This is a genomic window from Paraburkholderia lebeckiae, assembly GCF_050436225.1.
GTDB classification, from domain to species: Bacteria; Pseudomonadota; Gammaproteobacteria; order Burkholderiales; family Burkholderiaceae; genus Paraburkholderia; species Paraburkholderia tuberum.
Window position 1 is genome coordinate 638,789 of the sequence record NZ_JBNDLU010000001.1, and the last position, 24,279, is coordinate 663,067.

The 24,279-nt window shown below is 62.8% G+C and carries 30 protein-coding genes and 5 pseudogenes; 20 read left to right on the top strand and 15 right to left on the bottom strand.

The window, feature by feature from the left end; all coding sequences use genetic code 11:
- Positions 1-7: 7 nt before the first annotated feature.
- The 9 genes and pseudogenes from OKW45_RS02945 to OKW45_RS02985 all read right to left on the bottom strand — a co-directional run.
- Entirely contained in the window at positions 8-1,111 is a 1,104-nt protein-coding gene (locus OKW45_RS02945) for an electron transfer flavoprotein subunit alpha/FixB family protein (protein ID WP_429465816.1), read from the bottom strand.
- Complete coding sequence (locus tag OKW45_RS02950; protein ID WP_429469213.1) at positions 1,108-1,956, bottom strand: electron transfer flavoprotein subunit beta/FixA family protein; 849 nt, start codon at positions 1,954-1,956, stop codon at positions 1,108-1,110. Before OKW45_RS02950 ends, OKW45_RS02945 begins: the two co-directional genes overlap by 4 nt.
- Positions 1,957-1,990: 34 nt before the next feature.
- On the bottom strand, positions 1,991-2,329 hold the full coding sequence (gene nifW, locus OKW45_RS02955) for a nitrogenase stabilizing/protective protein NifW (RefSeq protein ID WP_429465818.1): 339 nt from the start codon (positions 2,327-2,329) through the stop codon (positions 1,991-1,993).
- Positions 2,330-2,334: 5 nt separating this feature from the next.
- Positions 2,335-2,487, bottom strand: a complete 153-nt coding sequence (locus OKW45_RS02960; RefSeq protein WP_429465820.1) for a hypothetical protein — start codon at positions 2,485-2,487, stop codon at positions 2,335-2,337.
- Entirely contained in the window at positions 2,484-3,620 is a 1,137-nt protein-coding gene (gene nifV, locus OKW45_RS02965; RefSeq protein ID WP_429465822.1) for a homocitrate synthase, read from the bottom strand. Before nifV ends, OKW45_RS02960 begins: the two co-directional genes overlap by 4 nt.
- Positions 3,621-4,015: 395 nt before the next feature.
- Positions 4,016-4,168: pseudogene (locus OKW45_RS02970) on the bottom strand (2Fe-2S iron-sulfur cluster-binding family protein); the annotation flags it as partial.
- Between the two features lie 22 nt (positions 4,169-4,190).
- Positions 4,191-4,565 (bottom strand): iron-sulfur cluster insertion protein ErpA, encoded by a 375-nt coding sequence (erpA, locus tag OKW45_RS02975; RefSeq protein ID WP_429465824.1) that lies wholly within the window; start codon positions 4,563-4,565, stop codon positions 4,191-4,193.
- An 11-nt stretch (positions 4,566-4,576) separates the two neighbouring features.
- Positions 4,577-4,765, bottom strand: a pseudogene (locus OKW45_RS02980) (iron-sulfur cluster assembly scaffold protein); the annotation flags it as partial.
- A gap of 89 nt (positions 4,766-4,854) precedes the next feature.
- Positions 4,855-5,109, bottom strand: a pseudogene (locus OKW45_RS02985) (aminotransferase class V-fold PLP-dependent enzyme); the annotation flags it as partial.
- Between the two features lie 333 nt (positions 5,110-5,442).
- Between OKW45_RS02985 and OKW45_RS02990 the strand changes: the two are divergent.
- From OKW45_RS02990 to OKW45_RS03055, 14 genes and pseudogenes are all read left to right on the top strand, one after another.
- Positions 5,443-5,926: pseudogene (locus tag OKW45_RS02990) on the top strand (helix-turn-helix domain-containing protein); the annotation flags it as partial.
- Between the two features lie 245 nt (positions 5,927-6,171).
- Positions 6,172-7,767 (top strand): nitrogenase cofactor biosynthesis protein NifB, encoded by a 1,596-nt coding sequence (gene nifB, locus OKW45_RS02995; RefSeq protein WP_429465826.1) that lies wholly within the window; start codon positions 6,172-6,174, stop codon positions 7,765-7,767.
- Positions 7,768-7,807: 40 nt separating this feature from the next.
- Positions 7,808-8,002, top strand: a complete 195-nt coding sequence (locus OKW45_RS03000) for a 4Fe-4S binding protein (protein WP_026226294.1) — start codon at positions 7,808-7,810, stop codon at positions 8,000-8,002.
- Between the two features lie 50 nt (positions 8,003-8,052).
- On the top strand, positions 8,053-8,460 hold the full coding sequence (locus tag OKW45_RS03005; protein ID WP_429465827.1) for a HesB/IscA family protein: 408 nt from the start codon (positions 8,053-8,055) through the stop codon (positions 8,458-8,460).
- A gap of 15 nt (positions 8,461-8,475) precedes the next feature.
- The gene (locus tag OKW45_RS03010) at positions 8,476-9,057 is read left to right on the top strand and encodes a tetratricopeptide repeat protein (protein WP_429465829.1); all 582 of its coding nucleotides are present in this window, start codon (positions 8,476-8,478) and stop codon (positions 9,055-9,057) included.
- On the top strand, positions 9,054-9,773 hold the full coding sequence (locus OKW45_RS03015; RefSeq protein WP_429465831.1) for a 4Fe4S-binding leucine-rich repeat protein: 720 nt from the start codon (positions 9,054-9,056) through the stop codon (positions 9,771-9,773). Before OKW45_RS03010 ends, OKW45_RS03015 begins: the two co-directional genes overlap by 4 nt.
- Entirely contained in the window at positions 9,766-10,146 is a 381-nt protein-coding gene (locus OKW45_RS03020) for a nitrogen fixation protein NifZ (RefSeq protein WP_133667158.1), read from the top strand. Before OKW45_RS03015 ends, OKW45_RS03020 begins: the two co-directional genes overlap by 8 nt.
- The gene (locus tag OKW45_RS03025) at positions 10,143-10,418 is read left to right on the top strand and encodes a nitrogen fixation protein NifZ (RefSeq protein WP_429465833.1); all 276 of its coding nucleotides are present in this window, start codon (positions 10,143-10,145) and stop codon (positions 10,416-10,418) included. Before OKW45_RS03020 ends, OKW45_RS03025 begins: the two co-directional genes overlap by 4 nt.
- Positions 10,415-10,786, top strand: coding sequence for a DUF3024 domain-containing protein (locus OKW45_RS03030; protein ID WP_429465835.1), 372 nt, complete (start codon positions 10,415-10,417; stop codon positions 10,784-10,786). Before OKW45_RS03025 ends, OKW45_RS03030 begins: the two co-directional genes overlap by 4 nt.
- Before the next feature lie 77 nt (positions 10,787-10,863).
- Positions 10,864-11,100, top strand: a complete 237-nt coding sequence (locus OKW45_RS03035) for an aminotransferase class V-fold PLP-dependent enzyme (protein ID WP_429465837.1) — start codon at positions 10,864-10,866, stop codon at positions 11,098-11,100.
- 41 nt (positions 11,101-11,141) lie between these two features.
- Entirely contained in the window at positions 11,142-11,360 is a 219-nt protein-coding gene (gene nifT / locus OKW45_RS03040; RefSeq protein ID WP_429465839.1) for a putative nitrogen fixation protein NifT, read from the top strand.
- Position 11,361: 1 nt separating this feature from the next.
- Positions 11,362-11,640 (top strand): hypothetical protein, encoded by a 279-nt coding sequence (locus OKW45_RS03045; RefSeq protein WP_187613728.1) that lies wholly within the window; start codon positions 11,362-11,364, stop codon positions 11,638-11,640.
- Positions 11,627-12,790 carry a DegT/DnrJ/EryC1/StrS family aminotransferase gene (locus OKW45_RS03050; protein ID WP_429465841.1) on the top strand — a complete coding sequence of 388 codons (1,164 nt, stop codon included), beginning with the start codon at positions 11,627-11,629 and terminating at the stop codon, positions 12,788-12,790. Before OKW45_RS03045 ends, OKW45_RS03050 begins: the two co-directional genes overlap by 14 nt.
- A 10-nt stretch (positions 12,791-12,800) precedes the next feature.
- Positions 12,801-13,648 (top strand): annotated as a pseudogene (locus tag OKW45_RS03055) (SIR2 family protein).
- Between the two features lie 10 nt (positions 13,649-13,658).
- Here the strand turns inward: OKW45_RS03055 and OKW45_RS03060 are convergent.
- The 3 genes from OKW45_RS03060 to OKW45_RS03070 form a co-directional block, all read right to left on the bottom strand.
- Entirely contained in the window at positions 13,659-14,015 is a 357-nt protein-coding gene (locus OKW45_RS03060) for a hypothetical protein (protein ID WP_429465842.1), read from the bottom strand.
- 24 nt (positions 14,016-14,039) lie between these two features.
- Complete coding sequence (locus OKW45_RS03065; protein WP_429465844.1) at positions 14,040-14,276, bottom strand: FmdB family zinc ribbon protein; 237 nt, start codon at positions 14,274-14,276, stop codon at positions 14,040-14,042.
- 81 nt (positions 14,277-14,357) lie between these two features.
- Positions 14,358-15,032, bottom strand: coding sequence for an OmpW/AlkL family protein (locus tag OKW45_RS03070; protein WP_429465846.1), 675 nt, complete (start codon positions 15,030-15,032; stop codon positions 14,358-14,360).
- A gap of 630 nt (positions 15,033-15,662) precedes the next feature.
- Here OKW45_RS03070 and hemN point away from each other — a divergent pair.
- The 6 genes from hemN to OKW45_RS03100 all read left to right on the top strand — a co-directional run bounded on the left by hemN (position 15,663) and on the right by OKW45_RS03100 (position 22,399).
- Complete coding sequence (hemN, locus tag OKW45_RS03075; protein ID WP_429469215.1) at positions 15,663-17,066, top strand: oxygen-independent coproporphyrinogen III oxidase; 1,404 nt, start codon at positions 15,663-15,665, stop codon at positions 17,064-17,066.
- Between the two features lie 293 nt (positions 17,067-17,359).
- Positions 17,360-18,256, top strand: a complete 897-nt coding sequence (gene cyoA / locus OKW45_RS03080; RefSeq protein WP_429465848.1) for a ubiquinol oxidase subunit II — start codon at positions 17,360-17,362, stop codon at positions 18,254-18,256.
- Between the two features lie 3 nt (positions 18,257-18,259).
- Positions 18,260-20,266, top strand: a complete 2,007-nt coding sequence (cyoB, locus tag OKW45_RS03085) for a cytochrome o ubiquinol oxidase subunit I (protein WP_429465849.1) — start codon at positions 18,260-18,262, stop codon at positions 20,264-20,266.
- Between the two features lie 3 nt (positions 20,267-20,269).
- Complete coding sequence (cyoC, locus tag OKW45_RS03090) at positions 20,270-20,878, top strand: cytochrome o ubiquinol oxidase subunit III (protein WP_429465851.1); 609 nt, start codon at positions 20,270-20,272, stop codon at positions 20,876-20,878.
- The gene (gene cyoD, locus OKW45_RS03095; protein ID WP_090811308.1) at positions 20,879-21,211 is read left to right on the top strand and encodes a cytochrome o ubiquinol oxidase subunit IV; all 333 of its coding nucleotides are present in this window, start codon (positions 20,879-20,881) and stop codon (positions 21,209-21,211) included. It abuts the gene before it with no gap.
- Between the two features lie 105 nt (positions 21,212-21,316).
- The gene (locus OKW45_RS03100; protein ID WP_429465853.1) at positions 21,317-22,399 is read left to right on the top strand and encodes a fatty acid desaturase; all 1,083 of its coding nucleotides are present in this window, start codon (positions 21,317-21,319) and stop codon (positions 22,397-22,399) included.
- A gap of 9 nt (positions 22,400-22,408) precedes the next feature.
- On the opposite strand, the gene OKW45_RS03105 is transcribed toward OKW45_RS03100, so the two are convergent.
- The 3 genes from OKW45_RS03105 to OKW45_RS03115 form a co-directional block, all read right to left on the bottom strand.
- On the bottom strand, positions 22,409-22,921 hold the full coding sequence (locus OKW45_RS03105) for an ankyrin repeat domain-containing protein (RefSeq protein WP_429465855.1): 513 nt from the start codon (positions 22,919-22,921) through the stop codon (positions 22,409-22,411).
- Between the two features lie 76 nt (positions 22,922-22,997).
- On the bottom strand, positions 22,998-23,606 hold the full coding sequence (locus OKW45_RS03110) for a hypothetical protein (protein WP_342961016.1): 609 nt from the start codon (positions 23,604-23,606) through the stop codon (positions 22,998-23,000).
- Between the two features lie 36 nt (positions 23,607-23,642).
- The gene (locus OKW45_RS03115; protein WP_429465858.1) at positions 23,643-24,062 is read right to left on the bottom strand and encodes a group II truncated hemoglobin; all 420 of its coding nucleotides are present in this window, start codon (positions 24,060-24,062) and stop codon (positions 23,643-23,645) included.
- Positions 24,063-24,279: the final 217 nt, after the last annotated feature.

Below are 24,279 nucleotides of genomic sequence, written 5' to 3' on the forward strand. Positions count from 1 at the left end.
ATTCTCCTCAGGCAGCCTGCTCGCGGCGCCGGGTCAAATGCTCCACAAAAGCCTGCTTCAGCGCGGGCAACACTTGCAACGCATTGCCGACAATCCCGTAGTGTGCAAAATCGAAGATGGGTGCGTTCGGATCGGTGTTGATCGCCACTATCACGTCTGCGCTTTCCATGCCCACGCGGTGCTGGATCGCGCCGGATATGCCGGCGGCGATGTAGAGCTTGGGCCGCACCGTCTTGCCGGTCTGTCCCACCTGGCGCTCCCCCTCCACCCAGCCGGCCTGCACGCATGGCCGGGTCGCACCCACTTCGCCGCCGAGCACGTTCGCCAGTTCGAACGCCAGCTGGAAGTTTTCCGGGTTCTTCAACCCCTTGCCGCCGCTCACGATCACATCGGCATAGGGCAGGTTGATCCGGTTGCTGCTCGCATCCGGGATAAAGTCGAGCAGCCTCGTGACGATGTCCGTCTCGATCATCCCCAGCGTTCCATGGACGATATTGCCGGTGCGTTCGGCGTCGCGCAGCGGCATCGGCATCACGCGCGGGCGCACCGTCGCCATCTGCGGACGGTACGCGAGCGTCATGATCGTGCACAACAGCGAGCCGCCGAAGGTGGGGCGCGTCGCCGCCAGCGCCCGCGACGCGGGATCGATGTTGAGTTCGGTGCAATCGGCGGTCAGCCCGGTCAGCAGGGTCGTCGCTACGGAGCCGGCGAGGTCGCGGCCCATCGACGTCGCGCCCAGCAGCAGGATCTCAGGCTGATGCCGGTTGACGAGGTCGGTCAGCCCTTTCGTGAACGGCTCGTTGCGATAGCCTTGCAAGACCGGGTCGTGGACGATGTACGCATCGTCCGCGCCGTAAGTGAAGGCTTCTGCGGCGAACTGTTCGAGCGGTTCATTCGCGCCGCCGAGCACCGCGATGCCCACTCGGCTGCCGAGCGTGTCGGCCAATTTGCGCGCTTCACCGAGCAGTTCCCACGAGACGCTGTGCACGTGTCCACGGTCGTGCTCGATAAAGACCCAGACGCCTTTGTAGGCCTTCAGGTGTTCCGGCAGTTCGAGGTTGCGTCCTGCGCGGCCGGCGGGTTTCTTCGCGGGGGCGGCGGGTGCGTTCATGAACCCTCCTTCATCAGCAGGTCAGCTTCCAGGGTAGGATGGCGCGTGAAGATCTTTTGCAGCAGGTTTACCGACACGTCGCAAAGACTCGATGCGTCGAGGTCGAGCATCTCCGCTTTCTCGCTGCGCGGCGTCGGTCCAAAGACTTTGCTGACCACTGTCGGCGAGCCCTTCAGGCCGATCTTGCTGAGATCTTCGATGCCGGCCTGTTCGCGGTTCCATTTGTGCACCGGATAGCCGGCCGCATGAATCATCGCGGGCAGCGTCGCAAAGCGCAGTTCGTTGGTGTTCTCCAGCATTGTGATCAGGCACGGCAGCGCAGTCCTCAGCACCTGCACGCCGCCCTCGGCGCGGCGCTCGACGGTGATCGTGCGCGCATCAAGAGCGGTCTCGACGATGCGCGACACGTAGGTCAGCAGTTGCAGCCCGAGGCGTTTGGCGATACCGGGGCCGACTTGCGCGGTGTCGCCGTCGATCGTCTGCTTGCCAGCGAACACGATGTCCACGGCCTGCTCCTTCGCGATCTGCTGGATACCCGCTGCCAGCGCGTACGACGTAGCGAGCGTATCCGCGCCAGCGAATGCACGATCGGTGAGCAGCACGGCGTCGTCCGCGCCGAAGCTGATGCACTTGCGCAGCGCTTCCTCGGCCTGCGGCGGGCCCATGCAAAGCAACGTGACCTTGCCGCCGAAGCGGTCCTTCAGTCGCAGCGCCTCTTCGAGTGAAAACAGGTCATACGGGTTGACGATCGCCGGAACACCCTGGCGCATGATCGTGTTGGTGACCGGATGAACGCGGATCTGCGTCGAGTCCGGGACCTGCTTGATGCAGACGACAATGTGCATGGTCTTAACGATGTGCATGGTCTTGCTCCACCTATCAGGCAAGGGTGCGCGCGGGCAGCGACGCGCGCAGACTGTCGAGTGAAACGTGCTGCCGCCCATTTGTGTCCTGGAACACCTTGAACACTTTTTCCTGCGCCGGCGTGGAGGTGACGAAGTCGCCGTAAGCCTTCAGCAGCAGCGCGTGATATGACGCGAACAGGGCGGGTTCGTCGCCTTCCGGCAGCGCGTCCTGTTGCTGGATGTACTGAAGGAAGCGCTTGAGGATGTGCAGTCGACTCACGTTGACGACCTTCTGGTCGAACGGAATGCCGAAGAACTGCAGGAAGTCCTCGGCTGAGGACAGCGCCTTGAGTTGCTGGACAAAGCTTTCCATCGCGTTTACTCCTTGCAAGCGGATGAGGATAGGTATGGACAGCGCGTCGGCGCGGCGAAGTACTTGTCGCAGGCGCCGCTGGTGGCGCACGGCGTCGTCGTGCCCGACTGTTCGGGTCGCGCGACGCACTTCGTGAAGCCGACCACAACGCCGCTCATGACAATTCTCCGACGGTGTAGCGCAACTCGATCAGGAAGCGATACAGGTCGGCTGCGCTGGGCGTTTGTTTGTGCTCGGTGGCATGGTGGCGGATACGGGTCAGCAGCAGCACGAGCAGCTTTTCACTGACGGCCAGGCCGAGCGCGTCATAAGCCCGGCGCACGCTTTGCGAACCCGAATGCTTGCCGAGCACGACCGAGCGTTCGCGACCGAGTTCGGCGGGATCGAAGCTCTTGTAGGTCGATGCATTCTTCGCAAGCCCGTCTGTGTGGATGCCGGACTCGTGCGTGAATACGCTGGCGCCGACAATGCTTTTGTTAAGCGCGACCGGGCGTCCTGAAGCCCGTTCGACAAGTCGCGAGATGCTCAATAGCGCGGTCGTGTCGACGCCGGTGTTGCGACCCATGATATGGCGCACGCCCATCACGATCTCCTCCAGCGCGGCACTTCCGGCACGTTCGCCGAGACCATTGACAGTGGTATTGGAGTGGGTTGCGCCGGCGCGCAGTGCGGCAAGGGTATTCGCGCTCGCGAGCCCGAGGTCGTTGTGCGCGTGGATTTGGATTTCCAGATCGACCGCGTCGTGCAATCGCGCAATCGCTTCATAGGTCGAAAAAGGATCGAGGACGCCGAGCGTGTCCGCAAAGCGGATGCGTTGCGCACCGCACTGTTGCGCGTGCCGCGCCACGTCGGCAAGGAACGAGGGGTCCGCACGCGAGGCATCCTCCGCGCCCAGCGAAACCTTGCGGCCGCTCTTGACGGCGGCGCTGATCACGCGATTCACCTGCGCGAGCACCCACGAGCGCGGCTGGCGCAATTTGTGTTGAAGGTGGATATCGGACACGGGAATCGACAGGTGAATGATGTCGGGATTGCAGCACAAGGCCGACGCCAGGTCCGCGTCGGTAAGACGGCCCCAGACCATCAGATCGGCGTCGAGATTCAGCGCGACGATGGTCTGGATGCAATCGATTCCCTCGGCACCCATCGCGGGGATACCGATTTCCAGTTCGGGTACGCCGGCGCTTGAGAGCGCCTCGGCAATCGCGCATTTTTCGGCAACCATGAGTGCGACGCCAGCGGTCTGTTCGCCGTCGCGCAGTGTGGTGTCGTTGATGATCGGATTCGACACGGGAAGTTGTCCTTTAGGCATTTGATCATACGGTTCGCAAGTACTGCGCCATGCACGGTTAGTGCGAATAGCCGCTTGCTGCGGGGCTTTCCGGTGTTCGCTGGCGCTGTGATGAAGCGGTTCCAACGAAGACCTGTCGCGAATGTCCTCTTTCGAACAGCCAGGTGTAGCGATGAACACGGCGCTGCAGAAAGCGATGCGCGATGCGATGGGCGTGGTCAGCCAGGATGTGCGGATGCGGTCGGCGCGATGCAAACGCTGTAGGGATTGTCTATCCATAGCGACGGCGGTGCGGGAAGATAAACACAGGCGGCGGCTATCAGCGCGGCTATGCGCTCGCGGCGATGACCGCTATGGCCCTTGAAGAGGCCGCACAGCGCTAAGGACGCATGTCCTCAACGCTCACGCGCGAGCTCGCGCGTATGTGGCGGCAGTTCGATCGTCACGTCGGCGTCGCGCAGCTTCACGCAGCACGCGCGACGCGATTGCACGTCAAGGCCCCACGCATTGTCGAACTGGTTGTTCTCCTCGTCGTCGGGAGGCGCCAGTCAGTGAGATTTCATGATTGCCTCACACGGAAAACGAACTGCCGCAGCCACAGGTGCTCTGCGCATTGGGGTTGTGAATGACGAAGCGCGAACCTTCCAGGCCGTCTTCGTAGTCGACGCGCGCGCCGGGCAGGTATTGCTGGCTCATCGAATCGACCAGCAGCGTGACGCCGTCCGTGACGGTCTGCATGTCGTCGTCCGCCACCTGGTCGTCGAACGCGAAGCCGTACTGCAAGCCCGAACAGCCGCCGCCGGACACGTACAGCCGCAGCTTCAGGTTGGGATTGCCTTCTTCCTCGATCAGCGAGGCCACTTTCGCAGCGGCCTGAGGCGTGAATTCGAGTAGGTCGGGCATGACGCCGGGTGTGGCGGAAGCCGGTTGGGTGAGCGTTTCCATGGAGGTTCCTCTCAGGCTTGAATGGACTCACTTCGGGTTAGACGAGCAGGTCGGTTGCTCGGCGAGTTACAGTCGTCGGCTGCTGCGCCTCGAATCGTCTGGTGCGAGCGAAAGTCAGACACGGCCGCCTTGATCGCGTCCTCGGCGAGAATCGAGCAGTGGATCTCGACCGGCGGCAATGGCAGTTCCTCGACGATCTGATGCGTGCACAACGTCCCCAAGCGCATGCTGCGTTCCTGAACGCCGCCGTGCATTTGGCACGCGATCCGCATGCGCGGCCGGAGCCCCACGAGGTCCAGACAATCTCGTGCGGGTCCCCGTTGACGAGCGAACTGACCTGCTCGCGGGCGAGTTCCACTGCTTCTTCGCCGACCCAGCCATAGGCATGCGAACGGCTGGCGGGATTGCCGTACATCTCGGTCAGGTAAGGCAGCATGCGTCTGATCACGCGCGGATCGACCGGCGTGGTGGCGGCATGACCCAGATGCACCGGGTTGGCGCCGCGCGGATGGAGGCCGGTACTGACGCGTTGGAAATCCGACATCGCAGGCTCCTGAAAGCGGGTAATGCGACCTTCAGGGCAACTTCCATGCCAATGGATTTTCACGCTCTAGTGGCCTCTTTCAGCTGGGCCCCTGTTGTTTCGCTGTTGTTTTTGTGTCGATGCGCCCGACGAGTGAGGATTGCCGCCGTTCTCTTTGTCGGATTTGTCGTTACGCGCGCGGGATTGACATGCGCGATGACTGAATCGTCAGGCGTAGGAATGCGCTTACTTCAAACGCTGTGTCTTTGGGTCGATCGTGCGCCTTGCGCTGGTACATCGAAAGCGCGCAGCGCACGAAGGGGAAGTCGCTGGTGAACATTCAGGCAAGCGTTGCCGGGCAAGGTTCGTGAACTGGAGAACTGTGTCGAACGGACGGCGACCATGACACGTGACGGCGTGATCGACCGTTTCAAGTTCCTGTGTCCGGAGGACCATTGTCTGACGAAGGTGCTGCACTACGTCGAGCGCGAGGATGTGGTTCGTCCCGCGCCTCTGGGCGAAATACCGATCGCTGAAGTGCCGTCGTCGCAGCCGCCGTACGGGCATCATGATCCGGATATGGCGTCGGCACCGCCTGTCTGGTCTGGCAGCGCGGCCACTGAGGCTGCCGCTGATCCGCATCCAGTGGCGGACGACCACACGTTCGCGACATCGCAAGCCGGGGAAGCCAGAGGGTGAACGCGAACGATTGATCTGGCGATGGAACGCTGCGGCTCGGTCCAGGAAGGCGGCGCGCTTGCTAGGGATCACACCCCGGCAGATGGGCTATGCGCTGCATAAATGCTCTGTTGAGGTTCGCCGGATCTGGCCAGGATAGAGAATGCTTCGCCTGCCCACTTTGTGCGGGTCCCTCTCGCTGGTTCAGAACATGCTGTCCGGGTCGTGTGAGATTTGTCGCAACACCGACACGACGCAACGAAATTGTAGGGATACGTCGCGCGCCGGGATCAAACAGAACTGCGAAATATATCCTAACCCGTTGATTCCTGGCGTTCTTGTCGAGTGGCATGGATCTGGCTCTATGGCTTGCGCGCGGCCGCCGTTGGTTGCGAGGAGATATCCATGCAAGCGAGTTCAAATGCGAGCGACTTGCCCGCAGCGGCCTATATCAGCATCGGGCAGATTAAACCGCTCGGCGTGAAGATCGAAGACCCGTCCACCGGTGGCGGCTGCGGCACGCACGGTGGCGAGGGTAGGGCCAGCTGCGGCGCGTCGGGTAGTCTCGACGACATGCCGCCGGACATCTGGGAGAAGGTCAAGAATCACCCATGCTACTCGGAAGAAGCCCATCATCACTATGCGCGCATGCATGTGGCGGTGGCGCCGGCTTGCAACGTCCAGTGCAACTACTGCAACCGCAAATACGACTGCGCGAACGAGTCGCGTCCCGGCGTGGTCTCTCAGAAGCTAACGCCGCAACAGGCAGTGAAGAAGGTCGTGGCGGTCGCAAGCGAGATTCCACAGATGACGGTGCTTGGCATCGCCGGTCCCGGTGATTCGCTGGCGAGCCCGAAGAAGACCTTCGAGACGTTCCGGATGCTGCAGGAACAGGCGCCGGACATCAAGCTGTGCCTGTCGACCAATGGCTTGGCGTTGCCCGACCTCGTGGACGAAATCTGCAAGTACAACATCGACCACGTGACAATCACCATCAACATGGTCGACCCGGCGGTGGGCGAGAAAATCTATCCGTGGATTTTCTGGAAGCACAAGCGCGTGACCGGTTACGAAGCAGCCCGCATCCTTCATGAGCGGCAGATGAAGGGTCTCGAGATGCTCACCGCACGCGGCGTGCTGACCAAGATCAACTCGGTGCTGATTCCCGGCATCAACGAGGAGCACCTGATTGACGTCAACCGCGACGTCAAGAAACGCGGCGCGTTCCTGCATAACATCATGCCGCTGATCTCGGAGCCCGAGCACGGCACTCACTTTGGCCTGAGTGGCCAGCGCGGACCGACTGCGCAGGAACTCAAGGCCGTGCAGGACGCCTGCATGGGCGGCGCCAACCTGATGCGTCACTGCCGCCAGTGCCGCGCGGATGCGGTTGGCCTGCTGGGCGAGGACCGCAGCGAGGATTTCACGCTCGACAAGATCGAGCAGATGGAAGTGGTCTACGATCTCGACCGCCGCCGTGAATACCAGCAGCGCGTCGAAGCCGAGCGTCAGGCGCAGCACGACGCGAAGCAAGAAGCGCTGGCTGTCTCTCGTGAGATCGACGTCGCCGACGACATGAAGGTGCTGGTCGCGGTCGCAACGAAGGGCGGCGGCCGGGTCAACGAGCACTTCGGCCACGTCACGGAGTTTCAGATCTTCGAGGTCTCGGCAGCCGAAGCGCTGTTCGTCGGCCATCGCCGGGTGGACCTGTATTGCATGGGCGGTTACGGCGACGACGAGCAACTTCCGTCGGTCGTGCGCGCGCTCCACGACTGCCATGCGGTGCTGGTCGCGAAGATCGGCGCCTGCCCGAAAGACGAACTGGCGCAAGCGGGCATCGAGCCGGTCGATCAGTACGTCGGCGAATTTATCGAAAAAGCGGTGCTTGCTTGGTTCAACGACTACCGCAGTCGCATCGCCAGCAGCGCCATCGTGCACCGGGACCGCGGCGATGCTTCGATCCGCCAGGGTGCTTACACCTCGTCAGCCTCAGCGGCGTGACACCCCACACCCTTCCAGACAGGACAACAGGAGAGCCTCCATGCCTCTGAAGATTATTGCGTCCACCTGTACGGGATGCTCGGCCTGCGAACCGGAATGCCCCAATGTCGCGATCAGCGAGAAAGGCGGCGTGTTCGCGATCGACCCCAAGAAATGCACCGAATGCGAAGGCCACTTCGACGACCCGCAGTGCGTCGCCGTGTGTCCCGTGGACGGCTGCATCGTTCAGGTTTGAGTCTGGCTCGTGGCCGGCCCGGCCATTCATCCTTCAGGAGACTACGCATCATGCTGTGCAACGTAACTGTTACGAGTGCCGCCGAGAAGTTCATGCGTCGTATCGTGCGCTTTTCGGGCCTGCCGATTGGCGCCGGCTTTCGTTTGGTGGTGAGCGCCGGCGGCTGTTCCGGCTATACCGCGGAATTCACCGCCGAGCCGGCGCTGCGACGAGGCGAACAGGAACTCGACATCAACGGCCTGCGCGTATTCCTGCCGGCTGAGAGCCGGCTGATGCTCGAAGGCATAACGATCGATTTCGCCGACACGCCAACCCAGTTTGGCTTGATCTTCTTCAATCCGAACCAGGCCGCTTGTGGTTGCAGCAGCAGTGCGGAGTCGGCGCCGTCGGGCGTGGCGACCATCGATGTCAGCGCGATTGGCCGCGGGCGGCCGCCGCTGCCGCGTCAGATCTCCTGAAGAGGAGCGATGGCGATGGAGTCTGGCGACCGTGCCCTCGACGACGCAATGACCGCGTTTGCGCAGAGCGCGATCGGCGGCGGCTTGCCGTCGGGCGTCAATGCATTGATCGCCGAGGCGGGTCGGTTGCGCGAGCGCCCCGACGAGGCGCTCGCGCTGTTGCAACGCGCCCGCGCCGCCGCGCCGCACCATCCGGGGCCGTTGATCGCGCTGTACCGCTTTTACTTCTACGGCCATCAATTGGCGCAGGCGCGTGCGATCGGCGAAGACGCGCTGGCGGTCGCCCGCACCGCGCTGGGCTCAGATCTCGGCGACGAACCGCTTGCGGCCGCGATCGTGACCACGCGTTATGACGCGGCCGCGCGTTTTTATCTGTTCACGCTGAAGGGCCTCGCGTACCTCAACATGCGTCTCCGCGACTTTGAAGAAGCGCGCGTGCTATTGCGCGAATTGCGCCGGCTCGATCCCGAAGACCGGGTGGGGGGCGCGCTGCTCTCGCAAGTCTTGGATCGTCATGAGACCGGCGTAGGGTCCGACGATGCAATGGATGCGCTGAGTGCGTATCCGACGCGCGGCTGGACGGGGACGCAACCATGAGCGTACAGAACGCGCGCGTACCAGGCGGCGACATTGCACCGCGCCACTGGCAGGGCGGCCCGCTCGACTGCGCCGGCTGCGGGTACGTGCAGTTCCGCGAGTTGCCGGCGGAGCACGGTTGCAGGCCAGCGAGTCACGCCGGTGTGTTTTGTCTGCCGGCATTGCTCGGCGACCCGGACGAGATGGTCCGGCTGCAGCTCGCGTTGCGATTGCCGCAGGCGCAACTGGCGCGCCTGATCCACGATCCGCATCGCGAGGTGCGGATTCGCGTGGCGCAGCGCCTGTCGCCTGCTGCATTGGTCGGCATGCGGGGCGATTCCGACTACGGCGTGCGCGAATGGGTGGCGCAGCGTCTGCCGCTCGCGCGGCTGCCGCAGATGATCGGCGACCCTGATCGCGTAGTCCGGATGCGACTGGCCGAGCGTCTTGAGATGCCCGCGCTGCTGCGTGTTGCCGACGACAGCGAGGTCGAGGTACGCCGCATCGTCGCCGAGCGTCTGCCCGCGACGCTGCTATCGCGCCTCGCGTTCGATCCCGATTGGCGAGTGCGCTGGGAAGTCGCGCGGCTCGCCGCTGGCGAAATCGTGGCGTCGCTGGTGGATGACGCGGACGAAGAGGTGCGCGCGCTCGCGCGGCAGCGCCGGCCGTCGGGCGAAGTCGCGAACCTGATGACCACCGGACAGACGCAACGATCAGCAGGAGTGAAGCATGGCTGACATCAACCGCGACGACGACCTGATCGAGGTCGCGTTTCCCCCGCGCTTCAACTACGGCGAGCGCGTGATCGCACGCGCGGTGATCCGCAACGACGGCACCTACAACGGCAAGGACATCGGCGAAGTGCTGGTGAACAAGGGCGAGATCGGCTACGTCACCAGCATCGACACGTTCCTTCAGCAGTTCTATGTCTACGCGGTGGATTTCGTCGAGAGCGGCCACCGTGTCGGCATGCGCGCGAAAGAGCTATGCACGCTCGACAACCTGCCGGACGACGTGCTGCAAGGCTTGGGCGAGCGGGCCGAAGCGCTGCACAAGATCGGCACGCGGGTCCAGCCGGAAACGTCGCAACCGCAGGAGCCGTCAGCATGAGTATCGAACCGGTTCAGCCTGCTTATCAGTGGGGCATGCGCGTGATCGCGCTGGATGACCTGTGCAACGACGGCAGCTTTCCGGAGCGCGGCCAGGACGATTGTCTGGCCGAGGCGGGTACGGTCGGCGAAATCGTCAACGTCGGCCAGGTGGTTGAGAGCGGCGAGCCGGTCTATCTGGTGGAGTTCGGCAACTGTGTCGTCGGATGCACGGAGAATGAAATTGCGCCCGCACCCGCCGGGCTGCTACCCGAAGAAGGAGGCATGTCATGACGGTTCAGGCGAGCGCGCCAGAAGCGGCGGCGCCGCGCGACGGTTTGCGCGCGGGCCACCCCTTCGACCTGACCCAGCGCCAGATCGAGCAAGCGTTGCGCGAGCGTACCCGCTACCGCTATGTGCTGCCGCGCGTGCTGCGCGATGGGCAGGGGTTCCGTGTCGAGAGCCCGTGCTGCTCCCGCAATGTCGACGCGAATGGCGGGCTGATCGACATAGCCTGGCTCACGCGCGATGAAGACGGTATATGGCACCTGAGCGCGCGCGATCATGCGTCGCACCGATGGATGCCCCAGCATGAGAGCACCGACCTGGCCGAGCTGCTGGACATGCTGTGCATCGATCGCGAATGCGTGTTCTGGCCGTGAAGCAAACTAACGGAGCCGGGCGACGATCTATCCCGACCACAACGCGACCATGCCGCCAGCCTCCGCCGTGGCAGGCGATGCTGTCCATCCTGACGGATGTGTGGGGCAACGCGTCGTCGCAGCATGCCGTCGGGCAGCAGGCGAAGGGCACGCTCGCTGCGGCCCGCGCGACGATCGCGCGAGCGCTCGGTTGCAAGCCCGCAGAGTTGATCTTCGCCAGCGGCGCCACCGAAAAGCCAATCACCTGGCCGTGTGCGGGCTGCACGCGGCGTTTGCTTCGTCCACTGCTGGAGGAAGCAGCGCATCCCGCTTGAACCTGGTTTGAACCTGTCATCAATCTCCGGAGTCCGCAACCATGAAAGTCATGATCCGCAAGGACAGCAAGGGCGCGCTGAGCGCCTACGTGCCAAAGAAGGACGTGGAAGAGCCCATTGTCGCGATGGCGCAGCCCGGGATGTGGGGCGGTCTCGTCACGCTCGCGAACGGCTGGCAACTCGAATTGCCCGCGATGGCCGACGATACGCCGCTGCCCATCACGGTCGAAGCGCGACGCATTGCTGGCGTGGAGGAGTGAGATGAGCCTGAACGCCGAGCAATTGGACTTCGCGGCGGACCTGCTCCGCACGGCACCGACGCTACGCGACGCCGCCGCGCAATGGCACGAACGTTATCCCGAGGTGCGCACAATGCATGTCAGCGCAACGGTGATGCGCGACGAGACAGCAGCGCTCCGGTTCGGTGTGCGCAGTATCTATTTCGCGATATCGGCCGGGTATTACAGGACCATCACGCAGCGGCCTGAAGAGGCCGATGCGTTGATCCTGACCGAGGACAAGGCGCATGGAAATCGATGAGATCGCGTTGAGCGAACCGGCTTGCGCGGCGCGCGAGATCGATCTCGTCAACGCGGTGCTGCAATCCTCGCGTTGGAGCGACGGGCCGATGCTTGATTCGTTCGAGCGCGCGTTTGCGGGCTGGGTTGGCCGGGAGTATGCGGTCGCGGTCGCGAGCGGCACGCTCGCCACCTGGATTGCGTTGCGCGCGACGGGGATCGGCCCGGGAGACGAGGTGGTCTGCGCGTCGCACACCTGGCATCAGGTGGCGCAGGCGATCACGCTGGCGGGAGCCGTGCCGGTGTTCGCCGACATCGACTACTGGAGCGGTTGTCTGAGCGCCGAAAAAGCCGCGCAGAAGATCGGCCCTCGCACGCGCGCGATCCTCGCCGGCAATACCAACGGCCACCCGGCCGCGTGGGCGCTGCTGCGCGAACTGGCCGACGCGCAGCGCTTGCGGCTGATCGAAGACAGTACTGAGGCGTTGGGCTCGCGCTACCGGGGCCGCAACGTCGGCTGTTTCGGCGACGTATCAGTGTTCGACTTCTCCAGCCCGTCCGCGCTGTGCACAGGAGCGGGCGGCATGCTCGTCACCGACGATGACGAACTCGTCCATGAACTGCGCTATCTGCGCGAGCGGCGCGTCACGGACCGCGCGTCCGTCTCGGTCGGCTCGTGGGTGCCGCTGCAGGCGGGCATCAGTGATCTGACCGCCGCGCTCGGTCTCGCGCAACTGGCCGAACTCGACACGCGCCTCGCGCAGCGAAAGCAGGTCGAGACCTGGTATCACGAAGAGATGCAAAGCTTCGAAGGGATCAAGCCGGCCTACGTGGCCGACGACGTCGAAGAAGTGCACTGGATGCTCTATGTTGTGCATTTGGGCAAGCGTTTTACGCAGAGCGCGCGCGCCCAGATGATCGACGACATGAAATCTTGCGGCATTGAGACGGTGGCCTACAGCCATCCGCTGCATCAGCAGTTTCACTACATGAACGCGGGCGATGCGATCGGCCGCAAGAGCGGCCTGTTGCCCGACACCGAGCGCATCGGCGATCGCGCGCTGGCGCTGCCGCTGCACACGCTGCTCGACACCGACCAGGTCAAGTACATCGTCAAGACGCTGAAAGACACCGCGACCAACGTGGGCGCCGGCGCCGCCATTTATCTGTGAGGCGCACTGCATGACCGTTTCAGTCCAGACCATCGCCGAACGCCTGTGTGCGGGCGGCGTCATACCGTACCTAGGACCAGCGCTGCTCGCGCTGTGCCCCGATACGGGCGTCCCTGCCACGCCGCTCGGGCTCGCCGAAATCATCACGGCCAAGGTCAGCATGCTGCACAAGATCCGCACCCGGCTGACCCAGGCGGCGCAGTTCATCGAAAACTTCAAGCATCGCAAGTCGCTGGTGAGCGTCATGAATGAGGCCTTCGCCATGATGCCGACGCCGTCGGCACTGCATTGCGCGCTGGCGGCGATCGGCACCGGAGCTGGTTGTCGACAGCTGGTACGACGACACCTTCGCCTGCGCGCTGGTGGTGGCGCAGGCGCGGCCGCAGGGCGGCTCGGCGCAGTTGCAGGGGCTGTCGCAGGCCGAGCATTTCGGCCATTGGTTCGCGGCCTATAGCGCAGACGGCGCGTTGCTGGATGACGTGCCGGCCTCGGCCGCGCTGCTCTACAAGCCGATTGGCGGCCATGCGCAGGCCTCTAACTACCTGGTCTCTGACAGCGACTTCGTCGAAGTCATGACCGAGATCGATATCCAGACGCCCATTCCGCCCGTCGTGCAGGCGTGGCGCAGCGGTCGCAGTTTTTTGTTTCTGGGCTGCCGTTTCGATGACCAGATTACACGCAGTTTCGCGCGCCAGATCATGAAGCGCTCCTCCGAGATGCACTGGGCCGTGCTGCCCGACGAACCGACGCGTATGGAGGCGCTTTCTCGACGAGCAGGGCATCATGTGCATCGCGATGCCACTGGGCGGGTTCGCCGAAGCGTTGGTGGATGCCTTGCAACCCGCACTGGCCGCGTGAAGCGTAGCCGCTATCCATCGTTCTTTATCGGTAGCCCTTTATCAAGATCGCCGTCATGACCACATTGACCGTACTGCCTTCGGGCAAGACCTACGACGTTGCCGCCGGCGCGACCCTGCTGCAGGCAATTCGGCCTCGCGCTGGCGCGCGTACTGCATGCGCAGGACGTTTCCGTCGTGGTCATCGAAGCGCGCGAGCGCGAGGGCGGCCGTGCTGACGCAATGTTGCGAAGCCAAGCGTCGAGATACGGGCAGATGCCCTCCGCGCGTTCCAGCAGGCCGTCAGCGGTGGCCTGAACCAGCGTGCCGGCCACGAAGACGGTGAGACTGAGTGCCATCCCGTAGGCGCCCTCGAGGTTCATATACATCGACAGCGCGATTCCCCGTTGGGCTCAGCGCAGCAGCTTGCGGCGCTCGGCCGGCGAATAGTTGCTGAGATGCCCTTCGCGCGCCGCCTGACGCCGCGCGCGGGAGATGATCGCGCGGCTCTTGCCGGGCGAGGCCGGCGCGCTGACCTGCTTGTCCAGCGCGGTGCCGCCGCATTGCGGGCAGAAGGGCGTGTGGCCGGCGCGAACCAGCGTTTCGAATGCGTGGCCGCAGGCCGCGCAGCGGTAGTCGTACAGGGGCATAGTGACCAGATCTCCGTTTCAGGTGGATGGGGCGGAGCGATCGCCCGTTGGTGCGAGCTGTGGTCTGTCATTGCGCGCTCGCTAAAACTTCATCCCGACGCCTATTCCCAGTACCAGTGGGTCGATGTCCAGCCGGCCCAACGAACTATCGCCGACCGAGGCGTCCGTGTGCATCCAGATCTTCTTGATATCCGCGTTGAGAAAGACGGTCTTTGTGATCTGCACGTCGACGCCAGCCTGCACCGCCGGACCGAAGCTGCTGCGTGACACCTGGATACCTTCGGAGCCCGCGCTCAGGCCGTCGTTGTAGAAGTACGTGTAGTTGACCCCCGCGCCGATATACGGTCGGATCATGCCAGCATGGTTGAAGTGATATTGCAGCAGCAGCGTCGGTGGCAGCACGTTCACGCCACCGAGATCGCCGAGGCCAGACGTCACGTGGTGCCGCGAGGTGGCGAGAATCAGCTCGATGCCGATCGCGTCGCGGATCATATAGGTCAGGTCCAACTCCGGCACGAGTGCGTTATTGACACCCACGCCGAGCGACGACAACGTGCCGCTGGTGTGTACTTCGGGCTCGATCGAGATGGCACGCAGACGCACGAGCACGTCACCGGCGTGGATTCCATCCGCCCGCACCTCGCCTGCCATCGTGCTTCCGTTCGCGCTTACGTCATCCGCGTATGCCGGCACTTCGAACAAACCGGTAGCGCACAGGCTTGCCACGATCATGACGGCCTTAATCATGTGCTTCATCGCTTTCCCCTTGTTGATGTATGCGGGGAATTGTCGACGCGCAAATCAGGATGGCCCTTGCGCAAGATCAAGCAGTCCCGAGCCCGAAGTCAAGTTGCGACATCGGGTCACGCGTAGGAATGTCGAGATAGCGGGAGCCTTGAGGACGGACTATGGGCCTTCAACCGCATTGACTGGTACCCAAGATGTTTCTCGCACCCGGAGACACCTATTTCGCAGCCATTGCCGGACTGGCTGCAGCCGCCGAACGGCACAGCCATGCGCGATGCTTCGCAGTTGAGATCAATCTGGCGGGTGCGAACATCAACACGAGCTCGCAGGGGCGTGCCGGCCCGTTGCCCGGTCGCAGGCACGTAATTTCAGGCGGCCGCCTTCGCGAGATTGCGCGCCTGAGCGTAGCGCTATTCCAGAACGAACGTCATGAACACGTCCCGCGCCTCGCCTCTCACCTACACAGGACTATCGCGCTAACGACACCTCGTATTGACACAGATCAGAGCTTTCCGGGCTCCATGCAGGACAATCGGGGCAACTGTGTTCGCCGCGCTGTCCGCGCGGAAGGTTCTGGAGATGGGGATGAAGAAACGAATACACCGCGAAGCAGATTATCAGCCGAAGCAGCGCACGCGGATGCGGGAAGCGGCATCCCGAACGCCTGACAGTCCGGAGATTCCCGCGGAGGTGGTTCGCCACTTCGACCGTTCGGGGCCTCGCTATACCTCATATCCCACCGCAGATCGATTTCACCCCGGGTTCGAGGAGCGGGCATACGAACGTCAGCTTGCCGCTCGTGCTACTGCCGAGAATAATCCGCCGCTCTCGCTATATGTTCATTTGCCGTTTTGCAGATCACTCTGCTACTTCTGCGCATGCAACAAGGTCATCACGCACGACCATGGCTGCAGCGCTAGATATCTGAGCTACCTCGTTCGTGAGATGGACCTGGTCGCGTCACATCTCGGACCTGACCGGCGAACCGTGCAGCTGCATCTGGGAGGCGGAACGCCGACCTTCTTTCCTGTTGCCGAGCTCGAAGAGCTTGTCCAGCAACTGCAGAACCGCTTCGCGTTCGCGATCGACTCAGAACTCGCCATCGAAATTGATCCGCGAACCGTCAGCACCAAAACGCTTTCACCACTCGCGCGCCTCGGCTTCAACCGAGCGAGCTTCGGCGTACAAGACTTTGCTACCGACGTCCAGCAGGCTGTCAATCGCATCCAGCCACTCGATGTGGTGGAACGCGCACTCAGCGGCGCACGCGATGCGGGATTTCTCTCAATTAACGTCGACCTGATCTACGGTTTGCCGCAGCAGACTGTCGCCAGCTTTGCCCACACACTAGACGAGGTGATCCGGCTGGCGCCCGATCGCGTCGCGCTCTACAACTACGCGCACCTACCAGACCGCTTCAAGGCCCAGCGATTAATTGACGCAGCCCAATTGCCATCGACCGAGGAGCGCCTGCGCATATTTATGCTCTCGGCCCAGCGCTTTCTCGATGCCGGATACATCTATATCGGTCTCGACCATTTCGCCAGACCCGACGACGAGCTGAGCATTGCGTTGCGCAACGGTAGCCTCCATCGTAATTTCCAAGGCTACACGACGTACGCGGAGTGCGATCTGGTCGGCTTCGGTGTGTCGGCCATCGGCAAGATCGGCAGCGCGTACAGCCAGTCGACGAGCTCGTTGCAAAGCTACTACCGATCGCTCGACGAAGGCCGGCTTCCGGTCGAACGCGGAATTTGCCTATCGCCTGACGATGCGTTGCGTCGGGAGGTGATCATGACGCTCATGTGCAGCGTGCCGCTGAATTTCGCGGCGATCTCGCTAGCGCATCAGATCGACTTCGTCCGCTATTTCTCAAGTGAGCTTACCGCCCTGGAACCATACCGGGAGGCGGGACTGGTGAGCATCGATGGAAACGGCATCTCGATTCCCCCAAAAGGCCGGTTCTTCGTGCGCGCAGTGGCCATGGTGTTCGACGGTTATCTGGAGCGCCCCTCGAGCTCGTCCTGGTCAAAACTGATCTAGCGGCACGACCGCCGGCGGCTGGCGCAAACAACGCGACGAGACATGTTCGTCGAACTCCGAAATAGCAACGCCAAGGTGCGTATTCGCTGATCCGGATCAGATTGTCCCGCGCATCGAGAATGCTGCGAGCGTCCGCGCACTGCGTCAGTGCACCGCACCCCGCCGCTTTGTTCATCCTTGATCGACATCAATCACAAAGCTGGCCGGTTGTCGGACCATGACGCTGCGAGTGTGATGCCGCATGCGTCAAGCGAGCTTCAGGTCAAAAGTGCCACAACCCGGACTTAACCACTATGACAGACAGAAAAGCCTTAAGGAAACGGTCGATAGCCATCGTCACGACATTGAGCGCCTGTCTATCGGGATGTGATCTGACTGTGCTTGATCCAAAAGGGAGCGTCGGCGCGGCCGAGAAGTCGCTGATCGCCACCGCCACGTGGGCGATGCTGATCGTCGTGATCCCGGTGATCCTGCTGACGCTGTTCTTCGCGTGGCGCTACCGTGCGTCGAACCGTCACGCGGTCTATGCGCCCAAATGGGCGCACTCGACGGCGATCGAGATCGTCTGCTGGACGATCCCCGCCCTGATCATCCTGTACCTCGGTATCCTGACGTGGCGCACCACGCATGAGCTCGACCCGTACCGGCCGCTGCAGTCGAGCGTGAAGCCGATCGACGTCGAGGTGGTCGCGCTCGACTGGAAGTGGCTCTTCATCTACCCGGACCTCGGCATTGCGTCGGTGAACCAGCTCGCCGTGCCAGTCGATACGCCGGTGAATTTCCGGATCACGTCGGACTCGGTGATGAACTCATTCTTCATCCCGCAACTCGGCACCCAGGTGTATGCAATGGTCGGCATGCAGACCCGTCTGCACCTGATCGCGGATGCACCGGGAAATCTCGAAGGCATGTCCGCCAACTTCAGCGGCAAGGGATTCGCCGACATGAAGTTCCGCACGCTCGCGACGAGCGCCACCGACTTCGACGCATGGGTGCGGAAGGTCAAGGCTTCGCCGGACCGCCTGAGCATGGACGAATACGCCGAAGTCGCGAAGCCGAGCGAGAAGCAGTCGGTACGCTACTTCTCATCGATCGACCAGCACCTGTTCCGCAACATCGTTGCCCGATACAACAACGGCAACGTCACGGCCTTCCGCGACGCCGCCTGTCGCACGCAGACCACGGAGTAAGCCATGTTTGGAAAACTCACGCCCGGCGCGATTCCGTTCGATCAGCCGATCATCATGGGCGCGGCCGCGTTCATGGCGCTCATCGTGCTGGTGGTCATCGTCACGCTCACGAAGCTCGGCCGCTGGAAGTGGCTCTGGACCGAGTGGCTGACAAGCGTCGATCACAAGAAGATCGGCATCATGTACATCATCGTCGCGGTGCTGATGCTCATGCGCGGTTTTGCCGACGCCGTAATGATGCGGCTTCAGCTCGCGATCGCGTTTCACGGCCCCGGCTACCTGCCGCCGCACCACTACGACCAGATATTCACCGCGCACGGTGTCATCATGATTTTCTTCATGGCGATGGCGCTGATGGTCGGCCTCTTCAATCTTGTCGTGCCGCTGCAGATCGGCGCGCGCGACGTCGCCTTTCCGTTCCTGAATTCGCTGAGCTTCTGGATGACGGCGATCAGCGCGATCCTGATCAATCTGTCGCTCGTGATCGGCGAGTTCGCGCAGGTCGGCTGGCTCGCGTATCCACCGCTGTCGGAGCTGCAGTTCAGTCCCGGCGTCGGGGTCGACTACTACATCTGGAGTCTGCAGCTCTCCGGCGTCGGTACGCTGATTACCGCGATCAACTTTTTCGTGACGATAGTGAAGCTGCGCGCGCCCGGCATGACGCTGATGAAGATGCCGGTGTTCACGTGGACCGCGCTGTGCTCGAACGTGCTGATCATGGCAACGTTCCCGATCCTAACCGTGACGCTCGCACTGCTCGGCCTCGACCGCTACGCAGGCATGCACTTTTTCACAAATGAGCTCGGCGGCAACGCGATGCTGTACCTGAACCTGATCTGGGCGTGGGGCCACCCGGAGGTGTACATCCTCGTGCTGCCCGCGTTCGGCATCTACTCGGAAGTGATCGCGACCTTCGCGAAGAAACCGCTGTTTGGCTATAGAACGATGGTCTACGCGTCGTGCGCGATCACGGTGCTCGCATTCCTCGTGTGGGCGCACCACTTCTTCACGATGGGTTCCGGCGCGGACGTCAACGCGTTCTTCGGCATTATGACGATGGTCATCGCGATCCCCACGGGCGTGAAAATCTTCAACTGGCTGTTCACGATGTACCGCGGTCGCATCGAGTTCACCGCACCCGTGCTGTGGACGATCGGCTTCATGGTCACGTTCACGATCGGCGGCATGACGGGCGTGATGATGGCGATCCCGGGCGTGGACTTCGTGCTGCACAACAGCCTGTTCCTGATCGCGCACTTTCACAACGCGATCATAGGTGGCGTCGTGTTCGGCTATCTCGCCGGCTTCCATTACTGGTTCCCGAAGGCGTTCGGCTTCAAGCTTAACGAGAAGCTCGGCAAGCGGGCGTTCTGGTGCTGGTTCGTCGGCTTCTACGTGTCGTTCGTGCCGCTCTACGTGCTCGGCTTCATGGGCATGACCCGGCGCCTGAATCACTACGACAACCCGGCCTGGCATCCCTGGCTGGTCGTCGCCGCATGCGGCGTGGTGCTGATCGCACTCGGTGTCGTGCACCAGATCGCCCAGGTCGTCGTGAGCGTAATCCATCGCAACGAGCCGGAATACGGCGACCTGACGGGCGACCCGTGGAACGGCCGCACGCTCGAATGGGCCACCTCGTCGCCGCCCGCTGTCTACAACTTCGCGCGCATACCGGTCGTCCACCAGCTCGACGCGTTCGCGCACATGAAGGAAAGCGGCGCAGCAAATGCCGCACTGGCGCATTACGAGGACATCCACCTACCGTCGAACACCGCGGACGGGTTCCTGATCGGCGCATTCAGCCTCGTGCTCGGCTTCGCCGGCGTCTGGCACATCACGTGGCTCGCCGTGCTGGCCTTCGTCGCGATCGTCGCCGCGCTGATCGCGCGTAGCTTCCGCGACGACCATGGCTACGTGATTCCGGCCTCGCGCGTGCGCGAAATCGAAGCACGACGCGGCTGCGCACCCACCCCGGCCGCCCTTGAATTACCCGAATCCGCGGAGACCTGATCCATGACGCAATCTGCATTACTCGTCCATCACGGCAGGTCGAGCGTTGACCACGGCCCAACGCCCACCGTGTTCGGCTTCTGGCTGTACCTGATGACCGACTGCGTGCTGTTCGCGTCGCTTTTCGCCGTGTTCGCCGTAATGGCGCACCAGTTCGCGGGTGGTGCGTCCGGACGGGACCTGTTCGACATCCCGGGTGTCGCACTTGAAACCGGCGCGCTGCTGCTGAGCAGCACCACCTACGGCTTCGCGATGCTCGGCGCGCAGCGCCAGGGGCGTGGTGCCGTGATCGGCTGGCTCCTCGTGACGTTCGTGCTTGGCGCGCTGTTCCTCGCGTTAGAGCTGCGCGAGTTCTCGCACCTGGTCGCCGACGGTGCTGGGCCCAGTCGCAGCGCCTTCCTGTCGTCGTTCTTCACGCTGGTTGGCACCCACGGCCTGCACGTGACAGCCGGCCTCGTCTGGATGGCCGTGCTCGTCGTGCATGTCGTCCGCTCGCCTGAACTGTCCGGTCGCGACCTCACGAGTCTGACGTGCCTGAGCCTCTTCTGGCACTTCCTCGACATCGTGTGGATCTGCGTGTTTTCGTTTGTCTATCTCGGGAGCGTGCTCTAAATGGTCCATTCACACTCGACGTCCACGACCGCCTCGCGTGGTGACGTCGCCGGTTATATCACCGGTTTCGTGCTTGCCGTGGCGCTGACTGCTGGCTCATTCTCGATCGTCACGCAACGGTTGCTGCCGTCCGGCTCCGCGATTATGGCGCTCGCGTTGCTGGCGTTCGTGCAGATCGTCGTGCATCTGGTGACGTTCCTGCATCTCGACCTGTCGCGCGGCCAGCGCTGGAACGTGCTGGCGTTATGCTACACCGCGCTCGCCGCGCTGTTCCTGATCTTCGGCACGATCTGGGTGATGCACAATGTCAGCATGAACATGATGTCGCGCTGACTCGCCACCAGCGCGAAACGGTCTGGTCACATCATCGCGGACACGGCATGCAGCCGTCGACCGCGTACGTAGTGTTTTGCTGCACCGCTCTACCGGTCATTCTTCATGAACAGTCCGAATCACCCCGTTCCCGCCAATGAGCCATTGCCCCATCGCAAGGTCATCCGCTCGTGGCTGACACCGTTCGCCGAACGCCGCACCGCCTACGCGCTTCTGCTGCTCGTGTTCGACTACGTTTTGCTATTGTGTGCGCTCGCCGCGAGCGTGTTCGCGCACGGGTTCGTGCTGAAGACCGTATTCGGATGCATGGCGGGCTTCGTCATCGGACGGCTCTTCGTCATCGGTCACGACGCATGTCATGAGAGCCTGACCCGGCACCGCACGCTCAACCGCTGGTTGGGCCGGATCGCCTTCCTGCCGTCGCTCACGCCGTACAGCCTGTGGCAAGTGGGTCACAACGTAGTGCATCACGGCTACACGAACCTGAAAGGCGTCGATTTTGTGTGGGCACCGCTGACGATCCAGGAATATCGCGCCTTGAGTGGGCCACGGCGCGCACTGGAACGTATCTATCGCAGCGGCTGGGCGCCTGGTCTCTACTACATGATCGAAATTTGGTGGACGAAGATGCTTTTCCCGTCGCGGGCCGCAATGCCGACGCGGCGCCCCGTGTTCTTCCGTGACTGCACGCTGGTATCGGTGTTCGCACTGCTGTGGATTGGCGCGCTCGCGTGGATCGCTCGCGCGACGCAGCGGGGGGTGGTCCCGTCAATCGCATGCGGGTTCGGGGTGCCGTTCCTGTTCTGGTGCGCGATGGTGGGTTTCGTCGTGTACGCGCACCACACGCATCCGCAAATCCGCTGGTACGACGATCGCGCGAAATGGGGGCGTTCAGATCCGTTCGTATCCACGACGGTGCACTTGACCTTTCGCTGGCGTTTTGGCGCGCTGTTTCATCACATCATGGAGCACACCGCGCATCACGTCGACATGAGTCTCCCTCTATACGGGCTCGTCGGTGCTCAGCGAACCCTCGAAGCGATGCTTCCGGAACGGATCGTCGTGCAGCGGTTTTCGTGGCGTTGGTACTTCGACACCGCACGAGGCTGCAAACTATACGATTTTTCGACTGATCAGTGGACCGATTTCGCTGGTCGCGCGACGCACGTCCTTCTTAAGACTCGCTAACAAAGCCTGTCATCCGAAAGCAAGCAGCAGTTGCAGCCCGAGGTCGGCTGCCATGTCGAGCGCGCTGCGGCCATCCGGTGCGCACAGTTCTGCGTTCGCCCCATGCGCAAGCAGCATCTGCAGGACGTCGAGGCGACCGCTCGCGGCTGCCTGCATCGGGCATGTGATGTCGTCGTCGTTCACATGGTCGATCGGCGCGCCGGCGTCGATCAGCCGCAGGATCGTCGCGGGGCCGCCGTGCAGGCACGCGAACCAGAGCGCATGGTTGCCGTCGTCATCGAGCGCGTCGGCGCGTGCGCCGAGTGCGAGCAACGCTTCGACGACCGCGTCCTCGCCATGCTGCGCGGCGCGCATCAACGGGGTTTCGCCGTTCACGCAGCGCGAATGCGGATCAGGGAAGCCGTGGTACGCCAGCCAAGTGGAAAGTGCGGCGGGCACGATCGTTTCGAGTTGTGGATCGGCGTTCCGGACAACGCGCGAGGCCAGGCGTTCGCGGAGGACGAAAGCTGTGTCGGTGTGCATGATTATGGTCGCGTTCAAGTGCAAGGGAACATCGGTTGGCGCAGCCGTGCGGGCGGCAGCCGTCGGTACCCGCGCCTCAGACAGGCCGGTTCTCGTTGGGGTTGCGCACTGGCCCCATCAATTCAAGTCCTTCGCTGTAGGTGATCGTGTCGAAGGTCACGTCGAACTTGATGGCCGCGTCCGCTACCGCATCCAGCTTGCCGCCTGAGTCCTTTTTCTTCAATTCGTTCTTCTCGAGGTACAGCAGTTCGAGCATCTCGTTGTAGACGGTGGACTCGAGAATCGGCAGCACATAGAACATCGCGCCCTTGTACGGCACCTGATATCGCTTGCTCAGGTCGATGTTGTCGCAAAACAGAAAGTACTTGCCATCCGCCGAGAGCGTGTCGCTGAGCACCTCGGCCACGTCCTTCAGATGCTCGAAGCTCAACAGATACCCGGCGAAGAACGGCAGGTGCTTATGGCCGATCGTCGCGCATGCCATCACCTGATCGCAGGTCAGCTCCGGCGGCCGCGCTTCGTCGGCGAGCTTCGGGGCAAACCGCAGCGCAAGTTCGCCGCGGAAGCCGACCCGGTCGAGCCTGTTCGTCAGCCCCTTGAGAACCGGGTTGAGCAGACGGCCTTCATGTTCGAGACGGGCGAACGCGGTGTCGTCGATCTCCTTGTGCGCGAGCGTTTCGGTCATCACAGATCCTTGGGTTAAACAGCGTTGAAGAGGGATTCACGTCTGCGTATTGCGCATCCGGTCGGCGATTTTGAAAAAGGCCTGCATCAGTTCATCGCGTAGCACCGAATCGACACCCGTCTCGTCGAACGCGGCGCGCATGCAAGCTAGCCACGCATCCCGTTCGGCGGTGCCGATCGCGAATGCGGCATGACGCGTGCGCAGCCGTGGTTGGCCGCGCTGTGCCGAGTACCGCTTGTCGGCGCCGAGCCATTCGCACAGATACAGCACCAGCACGGCCTTCGTCGAAGACAGGTCCGGGTGATGCATCGCGCGAATGCGCTGCGCGTCGGCCCGCGTATCCATGTGCCGATAGAACGCATCGACCAGGCGGATGACGGCGGTCTCGCCGCCTAGACGGTCGAAGTGCGTCTCGCGCGGCACGGGTCGCGAAGGTTGGGTGGCTGGTGTGTCCATGGCGCGATCAATGCAATAACCGAACCAGGCCGCAACCCGGCGATTGTCCGGCTGAACGCATGCCAATGCGACAGAAATCGCACGACAAACGCGCCCGAATGGTTTCATTGGCGACGAAGTTCGCGTGGTTTGTCGCGAAATCGACAAGACAGAAGAGGAGTCCGCAAAAGTCCCGAACCAACCGCCGCAGCGCGGCGGGGCGGACGCGACGCAGTAC